This is a genomic window from Lelliottia amnigena, assembly GCF_019047465.1.
Taxonomy (GTDB): domain Bacteria; phylum Pseudomonadota; class Gammaproteobacteria; order Enterobacterales; family Enterobacteriaceae; genus Enterobacter; species Enterobacter amnigenus.
This window is the reverse complement of sequence record NZ_CP077236.1, coordinates 4,482,280-4,505,532: the sequence shown is the minus strand read 5'-3', so window position 1 is coordinate 4,505,532 and position 23,253 is coordinate 4,482,280. Positions and strand designations below refer to the sequence as shown.

The window sequence follows — 23,253 nt, the reverse complement described above, 5'->3', positions numbered from 1 at the left end:
TCCTTCTTTGGAGCAAAGGTTGTTGAACCTAGCGCCATAGGATACATACAAAATTGTTCAGCATAGCCACCCAATTAGAAGGACTTAAGTCACCATTAGGTGCGATTGACATAGTGAAATAACCATCAGGGCTCACTGCGCTTTGCCAGTTAACACGATCGAATATTTGCTGGGCAAGTGCCCCACATTCACCACCAAAATATTGCCCAGCTGTTAAAATTCCGTTGAGGGCTAACATTGTATCAACGGTAGAAACATTGCTTCCCTCCGTATCTAATGTATCCATGTCGATAAAGTGGTAAAGAAACCATTAACTTGCGGGACTGTATTCAACAGACTTACTAAAGATAGCTGACAACGTTGCTGTGCTAAATCGAAGTCAATCCATCCACGTTCGGCTGCAATGACGAATGACGAAAGGCCAAACCCCGTATTCGCAATGGTTGCTCGTCTCGAATTTGTCGTATCAGAAATAAGACCATATCCGCTAGCGCCCGGGGTCAAATTAGCCTCACGCCAGAAATATTCAAAGCAGCTCCTGGATTCCAGTTCAAGAATCTCCTCATCATCAAGGGAGCATGTTGATTTCTTGCGGTTTGCCATACAGAGAATTCATAAATGCTGGGGCCACTCTGGTCTATCACATCGTTGATAATGAGTTTTATTGATTCACCCTTGGTTAGATAGGGTAATGAAATGGGGACTGATATCATTACCATTAAATATTTCAACCCAACCATGTTCTTCACTGAAAACTTCCAGAGAGAAATTTGAAATGCGGCTAATGGTTTCTTGGCTCGTTAAATACTCAGAAATTAAAACTAAGTCAAATGTTGTTTCTCTAATAAAGTTAAACGTCAGTTCAATGGGTAACGGTGGATTAGCGTTTGCAGCCATCGGGTTGTCTGGTTGCCGTCAATAGCGAATAATGGACCATACTGATCTTCTTTATCATACCAGACATCAGTGGCTGATGCGGACGATCCTTTTGCTAAGTTAATAGGTATATTAACGGGAAGAAGTGTTTCATTAGCATTCAACGCAAAGAGTGTATATATACTTGAATTGTTATCATCAAATACTGAATTAATTGTTAAACGTATTTTAGTTGCCCGTATCGGAGTATCAAGATATCCAATATAATAAGCTGCTGGAGAAGAGGAGGTAATAACTGGCTGCCACGCATCGTCGATATAAGCATCAATAACGAACTGATTAATTCTCGTTTCATATTGCCTGAACCCAATTCTTGTAAGTGTTTGAACACTTCCCAAATCAACTTCAACGATAACCGGTGTTATGCTTGAGGCCCACCGAGTTGCTTCATTACATCAACCATAAATTGCGGCCCATCTCTTTTATATCATTGTTCCATACATTATTGGCAGTGGCATGTTTCATCAGGGCTTTATCAGGATAGTTTTTGGGCTGAGGAAGCTTCAAATTCCATTGCCAAAACAATGCCTAAATCATCTGAAGGACCTTCCAGCAACGAGAAAACCATCAAGCCATCAATAATGGTATACGTTAACGAAGAGGAGGGGTTATTAAGCCAGTAGCATCTAACCGGCAATACCTGAGGTGCATCTATCCTGATTTGATCATCCTGGCTTCTTTCGGTTAGCGTCACATAAAGGATGTTGTTTTTATCCACTGTACAAAAACATCCCGGCTGATATGAGACATCAAGGGTGCCGGCTCGAGTTTGATAAACGGCTTGTCCCCATTTAGATAACCATTTTCCTATTTGATCAAGCCTGTCAACACAGGGTTGAGGAATAATGCCGTCTGCAGTTGGCCCGGTATTAAGTAAAAAATTTCCACCTTTGCTGGCACAATCAAGTAGTTCATTCAGCAAAGTTTGCGTAGATTTCCAGTTTTGATCGTTACTGTTATACCCCCAACTATTATTAATAGTCATACATGTTTCCCACAAACCAGTACTTGTCCCGGCAGGGATGCTCTTTTCTGGCGTTGCGTAATCCCCATATCCATTTCCGATACGGTCGTTTATAATAATGTCAGGAGAAAGACAATGAAGATATTTAGCAATCCTTGGGAAACTTCGTCATTTTAAAGGCAGCCCATGCACCATCAAACATATTAATACCGGATCGAATATTTCAATAAGTTCTTTCAGATGTTCTTTCATTTCTGACAGATAACGTGTTACATCATCTGGATTAATATTTTCAGGATCAAGAGAATTAGCATTTTCTATTGCTACTTCCCATTTGTTGCCCCAGTCAAGCAACGAATAGTAACAACAAAATTTTATTCCTTTAGAATGACATGCAGAAGCAAACGGCTTTAAAACAGACCGATGAGCGCTGGCTGTATTAACCACATCATAGGGTGCGAAATCTTTCACATTAGTATTAAACATGGCAAAGCCGTCATGATGCTTTGTTGTTATGGTAACGTATTTTTGCCCAGCGCCAAGGATAATATCCGACCAGTAATCAGGATCGTAATTTTTTGGATCGAATGGAATGCATGCTTGCTGTATATATTCATCTTTGGGGATTTTTTCCGTATTCATTACCCATTCGCCCCTGGCTAGCACAGAATACGCTCCCCAATGTATCATGTGTCCAAATTTAGATTCTGTAAACCAACTCATTCTCCTGAGTTTTTCTTCATTTGCTTCAGTATTTGAGTATTGACAAAAAACGAACCAATTGAGGCATCCATTAAACCCAGAAGGGAAGTTAAAATAAACATCTTGTTCAGACTCTGTGTTGAAATCTATGGTATTTGAGTAATTGTCTATAAAATAATTTTCTACACCCACCTTCGTTGCGGTAATCCTCCATAATGGGTCGTTAGATATACTTCCGATGGAGATATCTTTTTTTGATTATCTGAGGTTGTGGATGCATATATCATACACGTAGAATTACGGCCTAAGGGAATTTTTGTTCTGAATTTCAGCCATGCTCCAACGGGTAATTTTACGACTGACTGTTGTGATGGGTTTAGGGGAACTCCATCATAATCTGTTGTGCTATAATTATCGACATCGATAATTTCAGGTACTACGTTACTTTCAATATAATTTTGGAAATATAAAATATCGTTTGACATTTTCCACCTCGTAATTATAGAAATGTGACCCGTCCAGTTTAGACGTGAACATCATGAAGTGTTCTCGCAGTCAAGATTACGCATAATCAAAGATTTCCCCTGAATTAACACTATGATTTTTAAAAGAATATATAAACAGCACCATCAAGATAAGCTGAGCGAAGAAAATATTCATCTGTGATGAGTCGAATCTATATCACTTTGAAGGGTTTTATTGCGCATACTGATTGATTAGGTAAGTGAATCGACAGAAACTTTCACTAATAGTCTAGGGCTGACAGGCAAAGCGAATGCGGGTGTGTTGATCCCAGACCGCGTTCGTTGCCATCGGCTTTCGAAGTGATGGCTTCACCACTTTTTGGCAATGACTTCCTGAATGATCCCGGTTTTTAGCTACTCTTCAGCATACCTCTTTTTACGGCGGCGGGTTTCGTCCTCCTATGATGTCGATGCAGGTGTAGTCCTTGCCATTCATTCAGCATCTTGCGCTGGCGGCTTTAACGCTTTAATGCCACAATATTTTTTTCTTCGCAGGCAGGAAAGATGATGAAAAAAATAGTGATGGTTGGCGCGCTGATGGCGTTGACCGGGTGTGTGCAGGTCGATAATTATCAGGATGTGGTTAAACATCCGGTCCCTGCACATCTGGCGGGCTATTGGCAGTCGAAAGGGCCGCAAAGCAAAATGGTGAGTCCGCAGGCGATCGCAACGCTTGTGGTGACAAAAGAGGGCGACACGCTGGATTGCCGTCAGTGGCAGCGGGTTGTCGCTGTGCCAGGTAAAATCATGCTGCGCTCAGATGATTTCTATAACGTCACGCGCAAACTGGATGTCTATCAGCTGGACCGCGAAGGCAATACCCTGGAATATGATGGTATGGAATTACAACGCGTCGACCGCCCAACGGTGGAATGTGCGCAATACCTGACTAAAAACCCGCTCGAAAGCACCTTGCCATAAATTGTGTGCCGGGTGGCAACACTGCCTTACCCGGCAAACACATTTCCTCCGTTACAGCACATCCTCCATGACCCAAATACTCACGCTCCCGCCGTTACAGGTAAACGTGCCTTCGCCATCTGCGGCGGTGGTGACCGTCTCTTCACGATTGCCGAGAAAATCACGCCAGCTCTTGTTGCCGTAATTCTCGCCCAGACAGATCGCTTTTTCGCCCTCGTCACCGTTCGACAGCACCACCACACAGCCCGGTTCTTCGTCCGTACCGCTGCGGCTGAACGCAATACAGTTTGGATGATCAAAATAGAGCGTTTGCACCCCATGGGCAAAACGTTGACGGGCGAGAATCAGCTCGTGCAGCTGTTCGATAATCGGCATTTCAATAGGGTAAGTTTCGCCGTCACCGCCGGTGTCTTCATAGTTTGCGCCAAAGAGATCGGGAAAACACGCTGGGCACACCGTTTTCGCGCAGCAGGATTAACGCGTAGGCGAGGGGTTTAAACCAGGATTCTACCGGGGCCTCTAACGCCTGAAGGGGTTGGGTGTCATGGTTCGCCACCAGCGTCACCGCGTGGAACGGATCGGCTTCCACCAGCGTACCGGTGAAAATCTGGCTCATGTCATAGTCACGTCCCTGACGAGACGCTTCATGAAATTTCATTTGCAGCGGGGCGTCGAACAGCATGGTTTTGCCTTCAACTTGCTCAATGTACTGCTGCAATTTGTCGACTTCATGGGACCAGTATTCGGCCACGATAAACAGCGGGTTTGGCGCGACTTCCTGGACGTGTTCGATCCACTCTTTGTAGAACCAGGCGGGGATATGTTTGACTGCATCGAGTCGAAAACCGTCGCACTGGGTCTGTTCCATGACCCAACGTGCCCAGTATTTGATCTCTTCCGTCACGGCATGATTGCGAAAATCGATATTTTCGCCCATCAAATAGTCGAAATTCCCCATCTCGTTATCGACCTGATCGTTCCAGCCTTCGCCGGTGTAATCATTGACGATCTTGAAGATGCTGTCCTCGTTCGGGTTTTCGATATGATCAATGCCGCTAAAGCATTTGAAATCCCAGACAAACTGAGAATATTGTCCACCGCGGACAGGGAAGGTGTAGCGGGTCCAGGCTTCGCATTCGATGATTTCTTCATCGATCTGGGTGCGGTCCTGCTCATTGACGCGCTGCACACGGATGGGCTCTTTTTCATCCGCACCCATTTTGTGGTTCACCACCACGTCCAGCAGCACCGCAATGTCATTACTTTTTAACGCCGCGATGGCTTCAAGCAATTGGGCCTTATCACCATATTTGGTGGCAATAGAGCCTTTTTGATCAAATTCACCGAGGTCGAATAAATCGTACGAGTCGTAGCCAACAGAATAACCACCCGATGCACCTTTATAGGCGGGGGGCAGCCAAATCATGTTGATGCCGATTTCGTTAAGATTGGGAGCCAGGGCCGTCACTTCCGGCCACAATTCACCGCCGGTGGGGTAGTACCAGTGAAAACATTGTAATAGCGTGGGATTTTTCATCTTCCGTGCTCCAGAGGCCGTTATCGGCGAATCTCTGGAGTATGGATGATAAACCGCTAATGTGGATTACTGATTGATCTCTCCGGGAAACAAAACGTTACCGGAAAGCCTTCCGTAGGTAATATTCACATTTTTCTGCTTGCCGGTCTGAGCCATCAGACCGTGCAGTTCATCCATCCGCTCCTGCAGCAGAATTTTTAGCGTCATTTCATTCTGCAGCACATTGTTCAGCATCACCATCGCCTGTTCCTGTATATGCTTACTGTCAGGCGGGAAAGGGGTAACGCTGATCTTTTCTACCAGCGAAACGTAGGCGACCTCCTGTTCAATAAGCTCATCCCATTTCCCGGATTGAGCAAGGCTCAGCATGGTATTACTCAGTGCAGAAAGTGCATGCCACTTTTTTAGGGATAAGCTGGAGTCTTTCATCAAAATTGATCCTGCGTGGGAGGAAAACCTGGATTGATTTGCTTCCAGGCGTCGGAAATATTAAGCAGCAGTGCTTCAACTTCAACGATAGCCTCAACGTCGTTACGCAGGTTAGCGTGCAACAAACGGCGTACCATATAGTCGTAAAGTGCTGATAGATTATGGGGAAGCGTGCCCCAACATCCATGTTCAGCCCAGCTTTAAGTCCATTGTCGATAATATTGATGGCTTTCGAGAGCGCTTCGCCTTTAGCAGGGATATCACCCTGCTCAAGGAACAGGCGCGCTCGAACAAGCGCGCTATGGACACCGTCGAATAGCATGACAACCAACTGGTGCGGGCTGGCACTTAAGACGGCAGATTCAACACCTACCTTCTGATAGGCCTGTACACCAGATTTGCTATACATAGAGGTTCCTTTCTTATTTACGACTTCGTGCTGAACTGTTGAGTCAGATAGCTGGCGGTACCATTAAATTTGGTGACCAGTGCATCTAAATCACTAAATTGTTTTTTGTAACGCGCCATCGTGGCATCGATGGTGAGTTCCATCGCTTCATAACGCTTGCCGATGGATTTCAGTGTCGCGTTGATACCATCTTTCGCATTTTGAATAACCCCTTCTTTGCCGACGGAGGTGCTGAGCATATCGGTCAGTTTGTTATTCATTTGGGTCGCGAAACCGGTCGTTTTGCCGTCACCAACAAAGTAAGCCTGCACGCCAGCTGGGTTATCTGCTAACACCTGGGTCAGCTTCTTGTCATCAATTTTCAAATTCCCAACTGCGCCGTCAGCGCCTTTGATAGGATCCTGGGTGATGCCCAACTGCGCCATAATGGCATACGATCCACTCTGGACATTGGTCAATAAAGAGCGCAGATCGGACTGTACTCCCCTGATAGTGCTGTCACCCATCAATACGCCGTTGCTGGAAGACTGGGCGGTAGCACCCGTCGCAGGCGGTTCGTATTTGGTCAGAGAAGCAATGGTTGACTGTAATGAGTTATAGGCTGTAACCCAGTCGGTAATGGCTTTTTTATTATCCGTGGTGGAACGCGTTACTGAAAGCGTTTCATCTGCTGTGCTCTGTGCTTTCAGGGTTAAGGTCACCCCTGGCATCGCGTCGTTGATCACGTTGCTCTGGCGGACAATGTCGATACCGTTAACGTTCACAACGGCATTTTGCGATTTGACCTGCTCGTTCAGGGCTGCACTGCCAATCACGTCGTTCAGCGCGTCATCGCCCGTCACTGATACGGTCATATCCGAATCAGTACCGGTGGTTTTTTGAGGACAGCATCAAGCGATAATCACCGGTATCGGATTTGATTACGCTTGCGGTCACGCCGCCGTTGGCTGCGTTAATCGCTTTCGCAATGCCATTCAGCGATGTATCACCGTCTGCCAGTTTCACCGTCATCGGTTTGCTGTCAGCGCCAGCCTGGGTGATGGTAATTGTACGGGTGTTATCCGCTGTCGTGCCGCCCAGCTGTTTCGTATTGCTATCAATGGTGCCTGGCGCTGTCGTCAGAACCTGGCCTTTAGCAATCTTGCTGACGTTAACCGTAAACTCGCCAACGTTAGCATTTGTTGAGGTAGTGGCAGCGAACGCGGTATTGGTGCTGGTAACCGTCGTTGAGTTCCAGGTATCAGTGTTAGCCAGCTTAGCCGCAGCGGTTTGCAGATTGGTCAGGGCGCTTTGCAATTTACCGTAACCCGTAATCTGCGCATCGTATTTGGTTTCTGCGTAGCAATGGCCGTTAATTTTGTCTCTTCAGCAGCCTGTAACTTATCGTACAGGTCTGACAGCCCAGGCAAACCGACGCCGAGGTTACTGATAGTCGCCATACATTGTTCCTTGTCAATGGTAGTTTCAGACTTATATCGGCCATACACCGGAAAAGTTTACGGAAGCTCAAAAAAATAAATCGTGGAATTACCCCCTCAAACGGAGGCTTATAGAAGCATAACGCTCGCCTCGACAGTTCAAATCCAGGATCGACCCTTAATAAAGCGCGCAATGCGGATGCACGGGAGGCGAGATTTTGAAACGCGTAAAAGGAATGCTTAAAGCGTGGATGAAAAAACAATTCTTTTAAAAACAGTGAATTAAAAAATTCCTTCGATATTTTCTAAAGTCTTTTTCAGACCCGTCGATAACCTTGTTGACGGTGAGAGACGCCGTGAGTGTTAGACACCGACCCTAAAAATCAATTTGAAGGAATTTAATCATGGCAGTTATCAATACTAACCTGTTGTCCCTGACTACTCAGAACAACCTGAACAAATCTCAGTCTTCCCTGGGTACCGCTATCGAGCGTCTGTCTTCTGGTCTGCGTATCAACAGCTCTAAAGATGATGCTGCTGGCCAGGCGATTGCTAACCGTATGAACTCCCAGATTAAAGGGATGACTCAGGCAGCACGTAACGCAAACGACGGTATCTCTCTGGTTCAGACTGCTGAAGGCAACCTGAACGAAATCAACACCAACTTACAGCGTATCCGTGAACTGTCTGTACAGGCAGCAAACGACACCAACGGTTCAACTGACCTGGATTCAATCAACACTGAAATCACTCAGCGTCTGTCTGAAATCGACCGTATCGCGGGTGGTGCTAACTTCAACGGCAAAAGCCTGCTGAACGGTGCGGTATCTACCGCTCTGAGCATTCAGGTTGGTGCTGGTGTTTCTACTAACGACACCATCTCTATCGACAGCACTGCGCTGATCAACGCAACTTCCGGTACTCTGAGCTCCACTCTGAGCACCAAAATTGCTGATAACTCTACTGCACAGGCTGTTATCTCTGCTGCTGACGAAGCTATCGGTAAAATCGACGAAGCTCGTTCAAACATGGGTGCGATTCAGAACCGTTTCGAATCTACCATCAACAACCTGAACAACTCTATCACTAACCTGTCTGCTGCTCAGTCCCGTATCCAGGACGCTGACTACGCTACCGAAGTTTCTAACATGTCTCGCGCGCAGATCCTGCAGCAGGCTGGTACTTCTGTACTGTCTCAGGCAAACCAGGTTCCTCAGGCGATGCTGTCCTGCTGCGTTAATTTCGCAGAATATTCAGAAAAGGTTGCTGGAAACAGCAGCCTTTTTTTTGCCTCTCTTTCCTTAATTACGTCAGCCTCCTCGTTTTCTAATATCGAAAATAAGCCCTTCATTTAGGTTTTGTTCCCCCCATTATGGTTGCCGCTCTGGTGATAACCTTTCAGCATCTGCAGTATTGGCTAAAAATCGTGTCACCACAGGTTACGTAAAATATGACTAATTACGCTCGTACCCGAGCTTTGCATCAATTTTATCGGGATGTCTTTACCCGTACGATCTCTTTGCCTGATGCCGATGCTCTTCCCGCGCATCTTGTGGTCGAAATCCTGAACTATGCCAATGCTGATTTTGACTCGCTCGAAGCGAAACTCTGGGATGCGGAAACCGATTTAGACACGGAAAACGATCGCGCATTAAAGCTGATGATGAGTTCAGTTGCACTCGCTAACGGTGCATTTGATGGTCGCTCTGACGGACCGCTGGCAGCCGAAAAAGTCGCGCTGATCACCGTCAGGTCGTAGAGGCCATGCAGCTCTCGGACAACGTCAATTATCTGGTGGCGTCTATTCAACTGCTGTTCCGCGTCAATGAAATCGACTCGGTGCTGTTCCTTATCTCTAACAATCTTTCAACGCTCAGCGAAACGCCAGATGTCCTTAAAATCCTGCTGCTCATCTGTCTGATGGAAGAGGATTACAACCAGGCGCATGTAGTGATTCAGCAGTTAACGTCGAACGCCGATCTGATTGGCGAAGATCGCATGACGCTGGTGATGGTGGTGTGCTGCATCTATAAGCTGGGCGGTTATCCCGATTCGTTTATTGATTTCCGACCGCTGGCGGAACCCGCGCCAGAACTGGATGCATCCCGTTACGAATGGCTGATCGCGCCGGAAGATAACGGCAAAACGACCGTGCTGGTGGCGTGCGATAAAGGCTATTACTACGAACACGCTATCGCGCTGCTGCTCTCCCTCTATGAAACCAACGGCACCGCGCTGAACGTCCATTTCCACATTTATAACTGCGACGCAGAAATGATTTCGCATTTGAAGTCGCTTGGCGAAAAACTGCCAGGGCTGTCGATCTCACTCAGTAGCGAATATTTTGCCGCGCTCAAAGCGGTCAATGTCCATTACGCCTGCCGCCGCTTTGTCTTCCTGAGCCATGCGATCGAGAAAATCACCGGGCCGGTGATGGTGCTGGACGCCGATTGCCTGGTGAGAAAACCGTGGATGAGGTGAAAAACGCGCTACCAGGATAACGAACTGATCTTCTCGCATCATCAGGGGTTGCCGCTGTGGGAACAGATCCCGGCCGGATTCGTCTATACCCGCGGCGGTGAAATCTCGCAAAAGTATTTTGCGGCGGTGGGGCATTTCATCGACGTTAACCTGGCGAGTGACAAAGCCGAATGGTTCCTCGATCAAATCGCGCTCTCTTTTGCGGTTGATATCTTATCCCCGGTTGAGCAGATGGCCATTGGTCGCGAACCGACGGAAGAACTTATTGATATCAGGCATTCCGACGCGGCGTTTAGCTGGGTGGTGACCACCAAGAAAAACGCTGCTGGTCCTTATCAGGACTATAAACGCCAGCTGAATAGCAAATATCTGCCAGAGGCCTGAGCCGCGGCAAAGACAGTTTCATTCTTTATTTTGGATACGTTATCGTGACACGCGTTTACTCTGCCTCTCGTCATACGCCAGTTGCTTTTCATGCGGCGGCCTCGCTTTATCTCGCTGATGCGGTTATTCCCGCAGAGGCGCGTATTCTGGAGCTGGGATGCGGGCAGGGTGAATCCTTGATTGCCAACGCGCTGGCCTGGCCCGCAAGCGTGGCGATTGGCGTCGATATTCATGAAGACGACATCGCTCGCGGTCAACAGCAGATCGCGCAGTATGCGCTGGCGAACATTGAGCTGCATCATGCCGGGCTTGCCGATCTGCTGGCCTCCGATTTGGGTGAATTTGATTACATCATCCTGCGCGGGCTGTTTTCTCTGATGGGAGGCGACGAGCGCACAGCGCTGCTGGCCTGGTGCCAGACGCACCTTTCCGCACAGGGCATGATGGCGATTCACTGGCAGGTACTGCCGGGCGCGCACGATGCGAAAACGCTGCAGGACTCGCTCAGCTTCCACGCCAGCGGCGCAGAGGGTATCGACGCTCAGCTGGATTCCGCGCGCGGGATGCTCAGCTATCTGGCGATGACGCTGCCCGAAGGCGGCCTGAAAAATCAGGTCACTGACGCAGAGCAAAGCAGCGATCTGACGCTCGCGTTCCGCTATCTCGGCAATATCAATCAGGCCGATTATTTCACCGATTTCCATCAGCAAATCACCGATGCGGGCTTTAGCTATATTGGCGATGCCGTTCCTCAATCTGAAGTGGCGAACACGTTCGGCATCCAGACAGGGCAGATGCATGCCCTGATTAGCGGCGGCAGCTCACGTGAGAAAAGCCAGCAGTATCTTGATTTTGCCGTCAACCGCCGCGAACGTTTTAGCCTGCTCTCGCATGCTGGAGCGCACGACGCTGCGACTACGCCAGACCTGAAATCGGTTGAGCATTTGCACTGGGCAGGCTGCTTTAAGCGTCAGATCAACCACTTTGGCGTAGCGGCGAACGGACATATCGGGCTGGATGGCACACCGCTGAAAACGGAAAACAAAACCACGCTACAAATCCTGGATGTCCTGACGGAAGTCTGGCCGTTGAGTTTGAGCTTCGAGCAGCTGCTTTTCCACTGTCGCTTCCCGGAAGATACGGCCAGCGACACCCGCGCTGAGCTGGTCGCCTCGCTGCAGGATCTGCTGGGGAACACCATCAATGGCCTCATGATCAGCGCCGTTCCTTCGCCTTATAACGACGCCATTGACACCGTTTTGCGGCCCATTGTGCCCGTGACGGAAGAGGCGTTTGCAGAGCAGGATTTCATCACTCTCGGTAATTACTGGGGGCAAACCGTAACGCTTAGCCGCGAAGAGTGGGTCTTTGCCACGGATGAGATAAAAAACAGCGATGAATCAAGCTGGCTGCTGTTTTGCGCGCTGCGTGACAAAGGCCTGCTGACCGGTTCGACCGCTGCGTGGCGTGCCGGTTTCCAGCGATTTATGAAGTCCGACAATGTGGCAATCATTAAGCAGGTTTATACCGCACTGCTGATCTTCAGCTGTGAACGTAAATACGGTGGTTTCCCGCTCAAAATAGATCTCAAGCCGATATCGGTCGAAGACAATCAACAGTACGACAGCGTGTACGATGAAGTTAACGCGCTTATCAGGCAAGGGCGTAATAAAGAGGGGCGTGAACGGCTGGAGAGTTTGCTCGAAGCCGATCCGGACAACGTTCATCTGCTGCGCTGTCAGGCGCGGTCAAGCCTGCTAATGGGCGCGTGGAAATCGTCGCTACAGCTGAGTAGCCGTCTGCTGGGCCAGTTTTCCATGCACTGGGATAGCTATTTCGATCTGGCAACTGCGCTGTTTAAAACCAACGATCTTCTGCAGGCTCGCCAGTTACTGCGGGCATTACTGCGCATTAACGATAAAAATGCCAACTGCTGGAACCTGCTCGCGTGTATCTACCACGAACGTCGGGAAATGGCGGTCGCTGAGAAATGTGCCCGGCAGGCCATTCGTCTGCGGGCAGACGTGCCGTATTTCCTGAGCATCATAGGCATCATCCTCAGCGATAACCAAAAAATGGCTGATGCGCGCTATTTCCTGCAAAAAGCACTGACGTTGAAAAGTTATGATTTTGATACCTTTACCAGCCTGCTGTTTGTGTTGACGCATGATGCCAGCGTAACGCCCGCCGAGCTGTTTGCTGCCCATCAGGATTATGGCCGTCAGCTGAATGAATGGTGTGCTGCACAGCAGGTGAACATCCGCTATTTCGGCAATAAAGACCCCAACCGTAAGCTGCGTGTCGGGTTCGTCTCGGGTGACCTGCGCATTCATCCGGTCAGCAATTTCTTCCTGCCATTCTGGGATAACCTGAACCGCGATCGGTTTGATGTCATTGCTTACCACACCATCGATAAAAGTGATGCGGTCAGAGACCATTACGATCAAACCGCTACCCTGAGCCGCCTGGTGACTGAACTTAGCGCCGCCGAAGTGGCGAAGCAAATCGCCGAGGATCAGATTGATATTCTGATTGACCTGTCTGGCCACACCACGGGCACCCGTCTGCCGGTGTTTGGTTTTAAACCTGCGCCCATTCAGATGACCTGGATTGGTTATCCCGGCACCACCGGTCTTGAGCAGATGGATTACCGTATCACCACGCCAGGGCTTGGCAAACCGGGTGAAATGGACGATCAGTACACGGAAAAATTGCTCTACATGCCGCTGCGCAGTTTCTTTGCACCCAGTGAGCTTAGCCCTGACGTCAACCCGCTACCGGCGTTGAGCAATGGCTATTTCACCTATGGCAGCTTCAACCGTTCCAAAAAACTCAACAATGAGGTTTTCGCCGTGTGGGCGCAAATCATGGCGCGTAATCCGACGGCCAAATTGCTCATTGGCTTTATGGACGACGACGAAATGATTGCCCGCTATCGCAAAAAACTGTGTGCGCTCGGGGTGCTGGATTCACAGCTGATTTTCCGTAAAACGACCGGGCTTGAAAATTATCTGCGTATGCACCACGAGGTGGATATTTTGCTCGACTCCTTCCCTTACACCGGTGGCACGACCACAAGCCATGCCGTCTGGATGGGGGTGCCCACGCTGAGCATTGCGGGCGGAACAACGTCTTCCCGACAGGGCGTGGAAATCATGCATATCTACGGCCTACAAAAGTTTGTCGCCACCAGCCAGCAGGATTACGTCGAGAAAGCCGTCGCGTGGCAAAGCAACCTCGAAGAACTCAACGGCTGGCGACAGAGAATGCGCCAGCAAATGCCGCTCAAGCAGGATGGATTTGACGTCGCAGCACCGCTGGAAAAGGCGCTGCGTCAGGCGTGGCAGATATATTGTGCCGGGCAACCAGCGCAAAGTTTTACGGTAGAAGAGTAGGGCGGTTCGCGGCGGCGTCATTGCGCTCGCGAAGGCAAACACAGTTTTATTTTGAAGGTGCGCTATGAAGAATAATGTTTACGTCACCAGCCCGCTGCTTCCGCCGCTGGAGGAATTTATTCCTTACCTGGAGCAAATCTGGGACAACAAGTTTTTAACCAACGGCGGTCAGTTCCACCAGCAGCTGGAGAAAGCGCTGGCGGACTATCTTGGCGTTGAACATTTGTGTCTGTTTTCCAACGGCACGTTGGCGTTGCTGACGGCATTACAGGCGCTGCGCATTACCGGAGAAGTGATCACCACGCCGTATTCGTTTGTGGCGACCTCCCATTCATTGCTGTGGAACGGTCTCACGCCTGTCTTCGCGGATATTGATCCGGTCACCTGCAATATCGATCCGGCGAAGCTTGAACAGCTGATCACGCCTGCCACCTCGGCGATCCTGCCCGTGCACTGCTACGGAATTCCGTGCGATGTCGACGGCATCCAGAAGATTGCCGATGCCTGGGGTTTGAAGGTGATTTACGATGCGGCCCACGCGTTCGGCGTGAAAAAAGATGGCCAGAGCGTACTGAACTGCGGCGATCTGTCGATTCTGAGCTTCCACGCCACGAAGGTGTTCAACACCTTTGAAGGCGGGGCGATTATCTGTCCGGACGCCAGAATGAAGCAACGCATCGACTATCTGAAAAACTTTGGCTTTGCCGACGAGACGACCGTCGTTGCGCCGGGCATTAACGCCAAAATGAACGAAGTTCAGGCCGCGTTTGGCCTGGTGCAGCTGCAACACATTGACGGTGCGTTAGCGGCCCGTGCGGACATTTATGCGCGCTACTGCGAACTGCTCAGCGATATCGATGGGATTGAGGTCTTTCGTGCGCCGGACAACGTGGAGTGGAATCACGCCTATTTCCCGGTCATCGTCAACGATGCGTACCCGATCGGCCGCGACCAGCTCTATGACGTGCTAAAAGAGGTGAATATTTACTCCCGCCGTTATTTCTACCCGCTGATCAGCTCGTTCTCGATGTATCGCCATCTGCCCTCAGCCAGCCCGCAAAATCTGCCGGTGGCCGAGGGTATTTCGCAGAAGATTCTTTGTCTGCCGATTTACCCTGATTTGACGCAGGACGATCAGGATCGTGTGGTGGCGATGATTCGCCAGTACAGCGCGACCGCCGCGAATCAACCGCTGGTGCGCCATGCAGATGGAGAAGTGGCATGAAACTGGGTATTTATGGCGCAGGCGGCCTGGGACGCGAAGTCTTAATGCTGGCACAGCAGCTGAATCAATCCTCACGCTGGGAAGAGATCTTTTTTATTGATGATGTGACGGACGAAAATGTGGTCTCCGGCGTGCCGGTTCACCGCTTTGCGCTGCTGGATCATCCCTGCACGGAAGTGGTGATCGCCATTGGCGAGCCCGCCGCGCGGCAGAAACTGGCTGAGAAAGTGTTGGCGAAAACCAGCCTGGCGACGTTAATCCATCCCTCTGTTTTTATTCCGTCGGGAACGCACATTGGTGCGGGCGCGATTATCTGCGACCACGCCTTTATTTCCTGCGACGTTTTTATTGCAGAAAACACCCTGATTCAGCCGCACGCGAGTGTGGGTCATGATACGCACGTTGGCGTGCACAGCGTGGTGTCCAGCAACGTGACGCTGGCCGGGCACTGCGTGGTCGGCAAGCGCGTCTTTATCGGAATGAATTCTGCCATTAAAGAAAAAACCACCCTCGGTGATGACGTCATCATTGGCATGGGCAGCGCCGTGTTCAGCGATATTGCCGATGAGTCTGTCGCGCTGGGTAATCCGGCGCGCGTGATGCGCAAAAACGATCAAAAGAAAGTATTTAAGTAACTGTTTTATCTGGAGCTATTTCACATGACTAACTTAGTAAAATACAACGCGATTTTCGTCGAAACCTTTGAAGTGTCAGAAGATATTCTGCCTACCTATAAATATCAGGATACGCCGTCGTGGGATTCCGTGGGCCATATGAGCATGATTGCCGCGCTGGAAGAGACCTTCGACATCATGCTGGACACCGAAGACATTATTGATTTCTCCTCCTGGGAAAAAGGGAAAGAGATCCTTAATAAATATGATGTTGAAGTTGCCTGATTAACGGAGAGGTAAACATGTTACTGGCCGGGAAAACTGCCGTTATTACTGGATGCCTGCAGGGAATTGGTCAGGCAACGCTCGTGGCCTTCGCCCGCCAGGGTGCGAACCTGTTTGCCTGCGTTCAGCAGGAAGATGAGGCCTTTTTGGCCTTCATCCGCGACCTGAGTGAAGAACACGGCGTGTCTATCACGCCTGTTAGCTTTGATTTGCTGGATGATGCCTCAATCAAAAACGCGGCGATGACCATTCAAAAAGCCAAGCAGCCGATTGATATCCTCGTGAATGTGGCGGGAATCACGCTTGATGCGCTGTTCCCGATGGTCACGCTGGCTCAGATGCAAAAAACCTTCACCATCAATTTCTTCTCGCAGATGGTCTTTACCCAGTATATGACGCGTTTAATGCTACGTAATAAGCGCGGCAGTATCATCAATATCGCCAGTATTTCTGGCCTGGACGGCAACGTCGGTCAGTTATCGTACTCAGCGTCGAAAGCGGCGATGGTGGCGGCGACCAAAACGCTCTCTGCAGAACTTGCGCCACAGGGGATACGCGTGAATGCGGTGGCACCCGGCGTGATTAAGACCGCGATGACGGAGAATTTACCGGAATCCGTGGTCGCTAAAAAAATGGCGGCAGCGGCGATTTCACGCCCTGGTCTTGCCGAAGAGGTGGCAAACACACTTTGCTGGTTAGCGTCTGATGCGGCGAGCTACGTCACCGGACAGGTTATCCGCGTTGACGGCGGCATTGGTCATTAAGGAGCATCGTATGCTGTTAAAAGATAAAAATGTGATTATCACCGGCTGCAAGCGCGGTATTGGTCGGGCGATGGTTGAAGCATTCGCGGCGAATGGCGCCAATGTTTATGCCCACGCCCGCAGCGCTGACGATGCGTTTTTAGCCGACATGGCTGAGATTGCTGCACGTCACGACGTCGAAATTTGGCCGCTCTGTTTTGATTTGACCGACACGGCCGCGATGAAGCTGGCGGTCAAACAGCTGATGAGCGACAAGCGTCCGCTGCATGGCCTGGTCAATAACGCAGGTATCACGCTGAATGCGCTGTTCCAGATGACCACCGAGCAGGCGTTACGCCAGCAGTTTGAAGTCAACTTCTTCGCGCTGTTCAATTTTACTCAGTCGGTCTCAAAACTGATGACCCGCCAGAAGCAGGGCAGTATCGTCAATATCGCCTCAACGGCCGCGCAGGATGGTAATGCTGGTAAATCCGCATACGGCGCATCAAAAGCGGCGGTGATTGCCTTAACAGAGTCGATTGCCACAGAGCTGGGTGAAACCGGGATCCGCGCGAACTGCATCGCGCCGGGCATTACCGATACCGATATGCTGGACACCTTGCCAGCGGCCATTATCGAAGCCACGCGCAATCAGACGGATCTCCGCCGTCTGGGTAATCCGTCTAACATCGCCGATGCGGCGGTCTTTTTGGTCTCCGATTTGGCCAGCTACATTACCGGTCAGACAATTCGCGTCGACGGGGGATTACGATGAAATCGCTCGCTGAACTGCAGCTGGCCGCCCGCCAGATCCGCCGCTCGATCGTTGATGTCGCGTTCCATGCGCCCGTTGACGGCGTACATCTTGGCTCGGCGCTGTCGATGGTCGATATCGCCACCGTTCTGTATGGATCGGTGATGCGTTATCAGCCAGAGAATATGGCCGCTCAGGAACGCGATCGTTTTTTATTAAGTAAAGGGCATGCCGCGCTGGCACTCTATACGACATTGCACCATTACGGCGTGCTCAGCGATGAACAGCTGGCGACCTTCGACCAGAGCGGATCGCAATTTCCGGCGTTAACGCCGATGAATCCCGCGCTGGGGATTGATTTCGCGGGCGGTTCGCTTGGGCTTGGCGTCGGTTTTGCCAGCGGTATCGCCTGGCATCAGCGTCTCAAGCAACAGCCGTGGCACAGCTATGTGGTGTTGGGCGATGGCGAATGTAATGAAGGATCTATCTGGGAGAGCGCACTTTTTGCTGCGCATCACGGATTAGATAATCTGACGGCTATCGTTGACGTCAACGGATATCAGTCGGATATCGCCTGCGAGCAAACCCTAAAAATGAATTTCCCCGCGCTGTGGCAAGCCTGCGGCTGGCACGTCGAAGTGTGCGACGGGCACGATATTCAGGCGCTGCGACAGGCCTTTGCTGCACCTTCCCACAACAAACCAAAAGCGGTTATCGCCACTACCGTGAAAGGGAAGGGGATCTCCTTTATGGAAAATAACAACGCGTTTCACCGCGCGAAACTGTCAGCGGCGCAGCACGGCGCTGCGCTGGAGGAGCTGGTATGAAAATTTCCGTTTCTCCCGCTGACGTCCGCGCCTGGTCGATGATGGGCACGCGCGGCACCTTTGGCGTGACGCTGCTAAACCTCGCCCAGCAGAATCCGAATATTATTGGGCTGACGGCGGACCTGGGTATTACGTCGGGCATGGAGCGTTTTAGCCACACGTTCCCCGAACGCTATATCAACGTGGGGATTGCTGAGCAAAATCTGATGGGTGTGGCCGCGGGGATTGCGTCTCAGGGAAGCATTCCCTTTGCGACGACATTTGCGAATTTTGCCGCGCTGCGAGCCTGCGAACAAATGCGCCATTACATGGGGTATTTGCAGGGCAACATTAAGGTCGTCGGGCTGGCGTCGGGTTTTGCGATGGGCATGTTTGGCACCACGCACTACGGAATCGAAGATATCGCCACGCTGCGGTCGATTCCGAATTTAACCATTCTTTCTCCTGCTGATGCGACCGCGACCGCGCTGCTGACTCTCGCAGCGGCGGAGCATCACGGTCCCGTTTATCTGCGCCTCACGGGCGGTATGCGCACGCCGATTGTCTATCGTGACGCCGTTGAGTTCACACCCGGCAAAGCGAACGTGCTTCGGGAGGGGACGGACGTTGCGCTGGTCGCGACCGGCAGCATGGTGTCGGCATCGCTGAAGGTAGCAGACCTGCTGGCCGAGCGCGGGATCAGCTGCAGCGTGGTGGATATGTTTACCATCAAACCGCTGGATACCGACGCGCTGAAAAAACAGCTGGGCTGCAAACTGATGGTCAGTGTCGAAGAACATAGCGTGATCGCCGGGCTGGGCAGTGCTGTCGCCGAATTTTTGGTGACTCAGCCAACCACGCCGCGCCTGTTAACCATTGGTATTCCGCAGGGTTACGGCCCGGCTGGCGAATACGCGTGGATGCTGGAGCAAAGCGGACTGACCGCAGCGCAGATCGCGGGTGCGATTCTGGAGACCGGGCTATGACACCCTTCTGGCACCTTGAACAGTACGGCGATGCGGTGGCGGTTATCAGCGATGATGAAACACAGCTGACCTATCGCCAGCTGGCGCACGCGGTCAACACGCTTGCAGAACAGTTAACCGCCCGCGCGCTGGTTTTTTGTCTGTGCGATAACAGTCCCGGCGCGCTGGTGGGCTATCTGGCCTGTCTGAACGCTCGAGCCGTGCCGCTGATGCTGGACAAAAATATCGCCCCGGAACTGCTGCAACAGCTAATGGCTATCTATCGCCCTGGTTTCGTCTGGAAACAGGATGACGCCGACGCGGGTAGCTATCAGCTGCACGATTTACATCAGCCCGCGCCGGAGATGGACGATACGCTGGCACTGCTGATTGCCACGTCAGGTTCGACGGGCAGCCCGAAACTGGTGCGCCAGAGTTATCAAAACCTGCTCAGTAACACCCACAGTATCGTTGATTATCTCGCTATCGATAGCCACGAGCGCGCGCTCGCCTGGCTGCCGATGAACTACGTGTACGGCCTGTCGATTATCAATACCCATCTGGCGCAAGGGGCCACGCTGCTGTTGACCAACAGCGGGCCGGTTCAACCGACGTTCTGGCGTTTTTTGAAACAGCATGCGGCCACATCGTTATCCGGCGTGCCTTACAGCTGGGAAATTCTCAAAAAATTGCGCTTTACCCGCATGGATCTCCCGTCGCTAAAAACGCTGACTCAGGCGGGGGGAAAATTACGCCCGGAACTGCAAAGTGAGCTGGCGACGTGGGCAGCGGAAAAAGGATTACGCTTTTTCGTCATGTATGGCGCAGCGGAAGCCACCTCGCGGATGGGTTTTTTGCCCCCGGCGCTATCGGTGAATAATCCCGGCGTGATGGGAAGGGCGATCCCCGGTGGCCGATTTGCGCTCGAAGATGAGACCGGGACTGAAATCACCGCAGCGGGACAGCGCGGTGAGCTGATTTATTACGGTGAGAATGTGACGCTCGGTTACGCGACCTGCCGTGAAGACCTGGTCAAAGGTGACGAGCGCCAGGGGCGTCTGGCTACCGGCGATCTGGCAAGCGTTGATGAGAAGGGGTTGTACACCATCGTCGGGCGAAAGACGCGTTTTCTGAAAGTGTTCGGCAACCGCGTCGGGCTGGATGAGCTTGAGCATCTGGTTCTGAATGCCTTCCCGGCGACGGAGTGCGTGGTGGTTGGGCGTGACGACAACGTTCAGGTGTTTATCACCGATGCCGCTCAGACTGAAGCGGTCAAAAGCTATCTTGCACAAACCTGCCAGCTTCACCATTCTGCCTTTACGGTGAAAGGGATCGACGCGATTCCTAAAAATCCGGCAGGTAAGACGCTGTACCGAGAGCTGGAGGCGTTCTGTGATTGAGTTTGATGCGTGGCTGGAACACGGGCCCTACGCGTTTGAGCGCCAGGAAAAGCGTGAGCATCTGCTGCAACGACTGCGCAAACTGACGGAACATCATCAGGAGCACTGCGAGCCGTACCGCAACATTTTGCAGGGGCTGGGCTGCGATGTGTCGCAACTTCAACAGCCTGAAGATATCCCGTTTTTGCCCGTGTCGCTGTTTAAAACGTTGACGCTTAAAAGCGTGCCGGATGAAGAGGTAGTGAAAACCATGACCTCTTCAGGGACGACAGGGCAGGCGGTGTCGCGTATTTTTCTCGATAAGATGACGGCGGCGCGACAGCAGAAAACACTGGTGCGAATTGTCAGCCATTTCACTGGCGCCGGGCGTTTGCCCATGCTCATTCTCGATACGCCGGCGGTGATGAAAGATCGCAATATGTTCTCTGCGCGCGGCGCGGGGATCCTCGGATTTTCGATGTTCGGCTCCGACCGGTGCTGGGCGTTAACGGATACCATGGCGCTGGATATCGACGGCATCACCGCGTTTCTGGAACGTCATCAGGGTAAACCTATTCTGCTGTTTGGTTTTACCTTTATGGTCTGGCAGCATTTTTATCAGGCGCTTAAGGAAAGCGGCGTTAAGCTGGATTTAGCGAACGGGATCCTTATCCACGGCGGTGGCTGGAAAAAGCTTCAGTCGCAGGCGGTTTCCGCCAGCGCGTTTGCCGATGCGTTGCACAGCGTGTGCGGCCTGACGAAAGTGTATGATTATTACGGCATGGTGGAACAAACCGGCTGCATCTATATGCAGTGTGAGCACGGCCATCTACACGCCAGTATTTTCTCGGATGTTATCGTGCGCGATCCATTGGATCTTTCACCCTGCCCGCACGGTAAGCCAGGTATTATCCAGGTGCTCTCGACGCTCCCGGAATCTTATCCTGGGCATTCATTGTTGACGGAAGATGAAGGGGTTGTGCTGGGCGAGGATGATTGTCCGTGCGGCAGAGCCGGAAAGTATTTTCGTATTATCGGTCGACTTAAAAATGCAGAAATAAGAGGATGCAGTGATACCTATGCCGCCGATTTTTAAAACGTTGCGTTATCGGGTAGGCAACGAACAGGTGCTGGAGCAGATGCGCGATGTTCAGCCGCGTATTCCATTTGACCCGGACGTGATCGCGTTTTTGCAATCCTTTTCAAAAATTTTGCTTACGGAACCGCAGGCACGCCCGCACAGCGATGTTATTTCCCTGGCATTCTGGTGTCGGAAAGCGGCGCTGGAACAAATGAAAAAAGCGCACGCCTATAATGAATTATTGCTGGGCAGAGGTATTACGTTCCATATTGCGCCATCCAATGTTGCCGTCAATTTTGCTTACTCTTTGTTTGCTGGATTACTAACCGGAAATACCAACGTCGTGCGGCTGCCCTCGAAACCTTTTGTTCAGGTGGATATTATTTGCCAGGCGCTTAACCAGGCGCTTGAACATCATGTTGCGATACGTGAATTGATTTGTCTGGTGCAATATGGGCATGAGCCAGAAATTAATCACGCACTCTCTGCGATGTGTCAGGCTCGTATGATTTGGGGGGGCGATAAAACCATCGCATTAATTCGTCAGTCACCCATGTCCGCACGTGCAGTCGATATTGCTTTTGCCGATCGCTATTCCATTGCCGTTATTCAGGCCGATGCTTATCTCGCCGCCGACAATAAACAGCGTATTGCGCAAAACTTTTATAACGACACATTATTAACCGACCAACAGGCTTGTACCTCCCCAAAATTGGTAGTGTGGTTGGGTGAGCAAAAAGCCGAGGCCCGCGTCCTATTTTGGACTGAGTTTGAGGCTTGCTTGCGCGACAAACCTGTGCCAGAAGCGGTTTCCGTGGTGAAAACATTGGCTGATTATTGTGAGCGCGCGGCGCGTAGCCCTGAATTAAAATATATTCCGTCAGAAACGCGGCATATTTTCCGGGTCGAAGCGGAAAAAGTGACTCAGGACATGCTGGAAAATCATCATGGCAGCGGCCTTTTTTATGAGTGGCTACTCGATGATATTAGTGAAATGGCGCCCGTGTGCGGTGAAAAATGCCAAACTGTCGCAACGTTGGGTTTAACAGAAAATAACATTAAGCAGTTTATTCAAAACGTGGCTCCAAAAGGCGTTGATCGAATAGTTGCAGTGGGTCAAACCATGGAATTTACACTGCACTGGGATGGCTATGATTTGTTAAAAACATTAACCCGGACAATCACTTTGTCGCCCGGCTATTAGTCGGGCAGTCTCCTTTTTTGCATTACCCTTCAAATAACCCCTCATTTCACCCACTATTCACCCGATTAAAACCCCTCCAGAATCGGATAATCATGCC

At 50.9% G+C, this 23,253-nt stretch carries 17 protein-coding genes and 5 pseudogenes; 16 read left to right on the top strand and 6 right to left on the bottom strand.

Annotation, left to right across the window (positions count from 1 at the left end):
- Positions 1-669: 669 nt before the first annotated feature.
- Positions 670-897 carry a hypothetical protein gene (locus I6L74_RS21320; protein WP_216979991.1) on the bottom strand — a complete coding sequence of 76 codons (228 nt, stop codon included), beginning with the start codon at positions 895-897 and terminating at the stop codon, positions 670-672.
- A 514-nt stretch (positions 898-1,411) separates the two neighbouring features.
- Positions 1,412-2,794 (bottom strand): annotated as a pseudogene (locus tag I6L74_RS21560) (alpha-L-fucosidase).
- An 839-nt stretch (positions 2,795-3,633) separates the two neighbouring features.
- Between I6L74_RS21560 and yedD the strand changes: the two are divergent.
- Positions 3,634-4,047, top strand: coding sequence for a lipoprotein YedD (gene yedD / locus I6L74_RS21305; RefSeq protein ID WP_059179625.1), 414 nt, complete (start codon positions 3,634-3,636; stop codon positions 4,045-4,047).
- 51 nt (positions 4,048-4,098) lie between these two features.
- Here yedD and amyA read toward each other — a convergent pair.
- The 4 genes and pseudogenes from amyA to fliD form a co-directional block, all read right to left on the bottom strand.
- Positions 4,099-5,584: pseudogene (gene amyA / locus I6L74_RS21300) on the bottom strand (alpha-amylase).
- A 66-nt stretch (positions 5,585-5,650) separates the two neighbouring features.
- Positions 5,651-6,013 (bottom strand): flagella biosynthesis regulatory protein FliT, encoded by a 363-nt coding sequence (gene fliT / locus I6L74_RS21295; protein WP_059179627.1) that lies wholly within the window; start codon positions 6,011-6,013, stop codon positions 5,651-5,653.
- Positions 6,013-6,422, bottom strand: a pseudogene (gene fliS, locus I6L74_RS21290) (flagellar export chaperone FliS). Before fliS ends, fliT begins: the two are co-directional and overlap by 1 nt.
- A gap of 17 nt (positions 6,423-6,439) precedes the next feature.
- Positions 6,440-7,861: pseudogene (gene fliD, locus I6L74_RS21285) on the bottom strand (flagellar filament capping protein FliD).
- Between the two features lie 383 nt (positions 7,862-8,244).
- On the opposite strand from fliD, the pseudogene I6L74_RS21280 reads away from it, so the two are divergent.
- From I6L74_RS21280 to I6L74_RS21220, 15 genes and pseudogenes are all read left to right on the top strand, one after another.
- Positions 8,245-9,069: pseudogene (locus I6L74_RS21280) on the top strand (flagellin N-terminal helical domain-containing protein); the annotation flags it as partial.
- Between the two features lie 221 nt (positions 9,070-9,290).
- Positions 9,291-9,599 carry a hypothetical protein gene (locus tag I6L74_RS21675; RefSeq protein ID WP_367304378.1) on the top strand — a complete coding sequence of 103 codons (309 nt, stop codon included), beginning with the start codon at positions 9,291-9,293 and terminating at the stop codon, positions 9,597-9,599.
- A 5-nt stretch (positions 9,600-9,604) separates the two neighbouring features.
- Positions 9,605-10,321 carry a hypothetical protein gene (locus I6L74_RS21670; protein ID WP_367304377.1) on the top strand — a complete coding sequence of 239 codons (717 nt, stop codon included), beginning with the start codon at positions 9,605-9,607 and terminating at the stop codon, positions 10,319-10,321.
- A gap of 48 nt (positions 10,322-10,369) precedes the next feature.
- A complete protein-coding gene (locus I6L74_RS21665; protein ID WP_367304376.1) occupies positions 10,370-10,705 on the top strand; it encodes a hypothetical protein in 336 nt (111 codons plus the stop codon).
- A gap of 44 nt (positions 10,706-10,749) precedes the next feature.
- The gene (locus I6L74_RS21270; RefSeq protein WP_059179631.1) at positions 10,750-14,100 is read left to right on the top strand and encodes an O-linked N-acetylglucosamine transferase family protein; all 3,351 of its coding nucleotides are present in this window, start codon (positions 10,750-10,752) and stop codon (positions 14,098-14,100) included.
- Positions 14,101-14,164: 64 nt separating this feature from the next.
- Positions 14,165-15,325 (top strand): DegT/DnrJ/EryC1/StrS family aminotransferase, encoded by a 1,161-nt coding sequence (locus I6L74_RS21265; protein ID WP_059179632.1) that lies wholly within the window; start codon positions 14,165-14,167, stop codon positions 15,323-15,325.
- Complete coding sequence (locus I6L74_RS21260) at positions 15,322-15,960, top strand: acetyltransferase (protein WP_059179633.1); 639 nt, start codon at positions 15,322-15,324, stop codon at positions 15,958-15,960. Before I6L74_RS21265 ends, I6L74_RS21260 begins: the two co-directional genes overlap by 4 nt.
- A 24-nt stretch (positions 15,961-15,984) precedes the next feature.
- On the top strand, positions 15,985-16,224 hold the full coding sequence (locus I6L74_RS21255) for a hypothetical protein (RefSeq protein WP_059179634.1): 240 nt from the start codon (positions 15,985-15,987) through the stop codon (positions 16,222-16,224).
- A gap of 17 nt (positions 16,225-16,241) precedes the next feature.
- Entirely contained in the window at positions 16,242-16,988 is a 747-nt protein-coding gene (locus tag I6L74_RS21250; RefSeq protein ID WP_059179635.1) for an SDR family NAD(P)-dependent oxidoreductase, read from the top strand.
- A 10-nt stretch (positions 16,989-16,998) separates the two neighbouring features.
- A complete protein-coding gene (locus I6L74_RS21245) occupies positions 16,999-17,742 on the top strand; it encodes an SDR family NAD(P)-dependent oxidoreductase (RefSeq protein ID WP_059179636.1) in 744 nt (247 codons plus the stop codon).
- Positions 17,739-18,548: a transketolase gene (locus I6L74_RS21240; RefSeq protein ID WP_059179637.1), complete on the top strand. Its 810-nt coding sequence runs from the start codon at positions 17,739-17,741 to the stop codon at positions 18,546-18,548. Before I6L74_RS21245 ends, I6L74_RS21240 begins: the two co-directional genes overlap by 4 nt.
- Positions 18,545-19,513 (top strand): transketolase family protein, encoded by a 969-nt coding sequence (locus tag I6L74_RS21235; RefSeq protein WP_059179638.1) that lies wholly within the window; start codon positions 18,545-18,547, stop codon positions 19,511-19,513. Before I6L74_RS21240 ends, I6L74_RS21235 begins: the two co-directional genes overlap by 4 nt.
- Positions 19,510-20,892 (top strand): AMP-binding protein, encoded by a 1,383-nt coding sequence (locus I6L74_RS21230; RefSeq protein ID WP_059179639.1) that lies wholly within the window; start codon positions 19,510-19,512, stop codon positions 20,890-20,892. The genes I6L74_RS21235 and I6L74_RS21230 overlap by 4 nt, the downstream gene beginning before the upstream one ends.
- Entirely contained in the window at positions 20,885-21,967 is a 1,083-nt protein-coding gene (locus I6L74_RS21225) for a LuxE/PaaK family acyltransferase (RefSeq protein WP_082691941.1), read from the top strand. Before I6L74_RS21230 ends, I6L74_RS21225 begins: the two co-directional genes overlap by 8 nt.
- Positions 21,951-23,156, top strand: a complete 1,206-nt coding sequence (locus I6L74_RS21220) for an acyl-CoA reductase (protein WP_059179640.1) — start codon at positions 21,951-21,953, stop codon at positions 23,154-23,156. Before I6L74_RS21225 ends, I6L74_RS21220 begins: the two co-directional genes overlap by 17 nt.
- Positions 23,157-23,253: the final 97 nt, after the last annotated feature.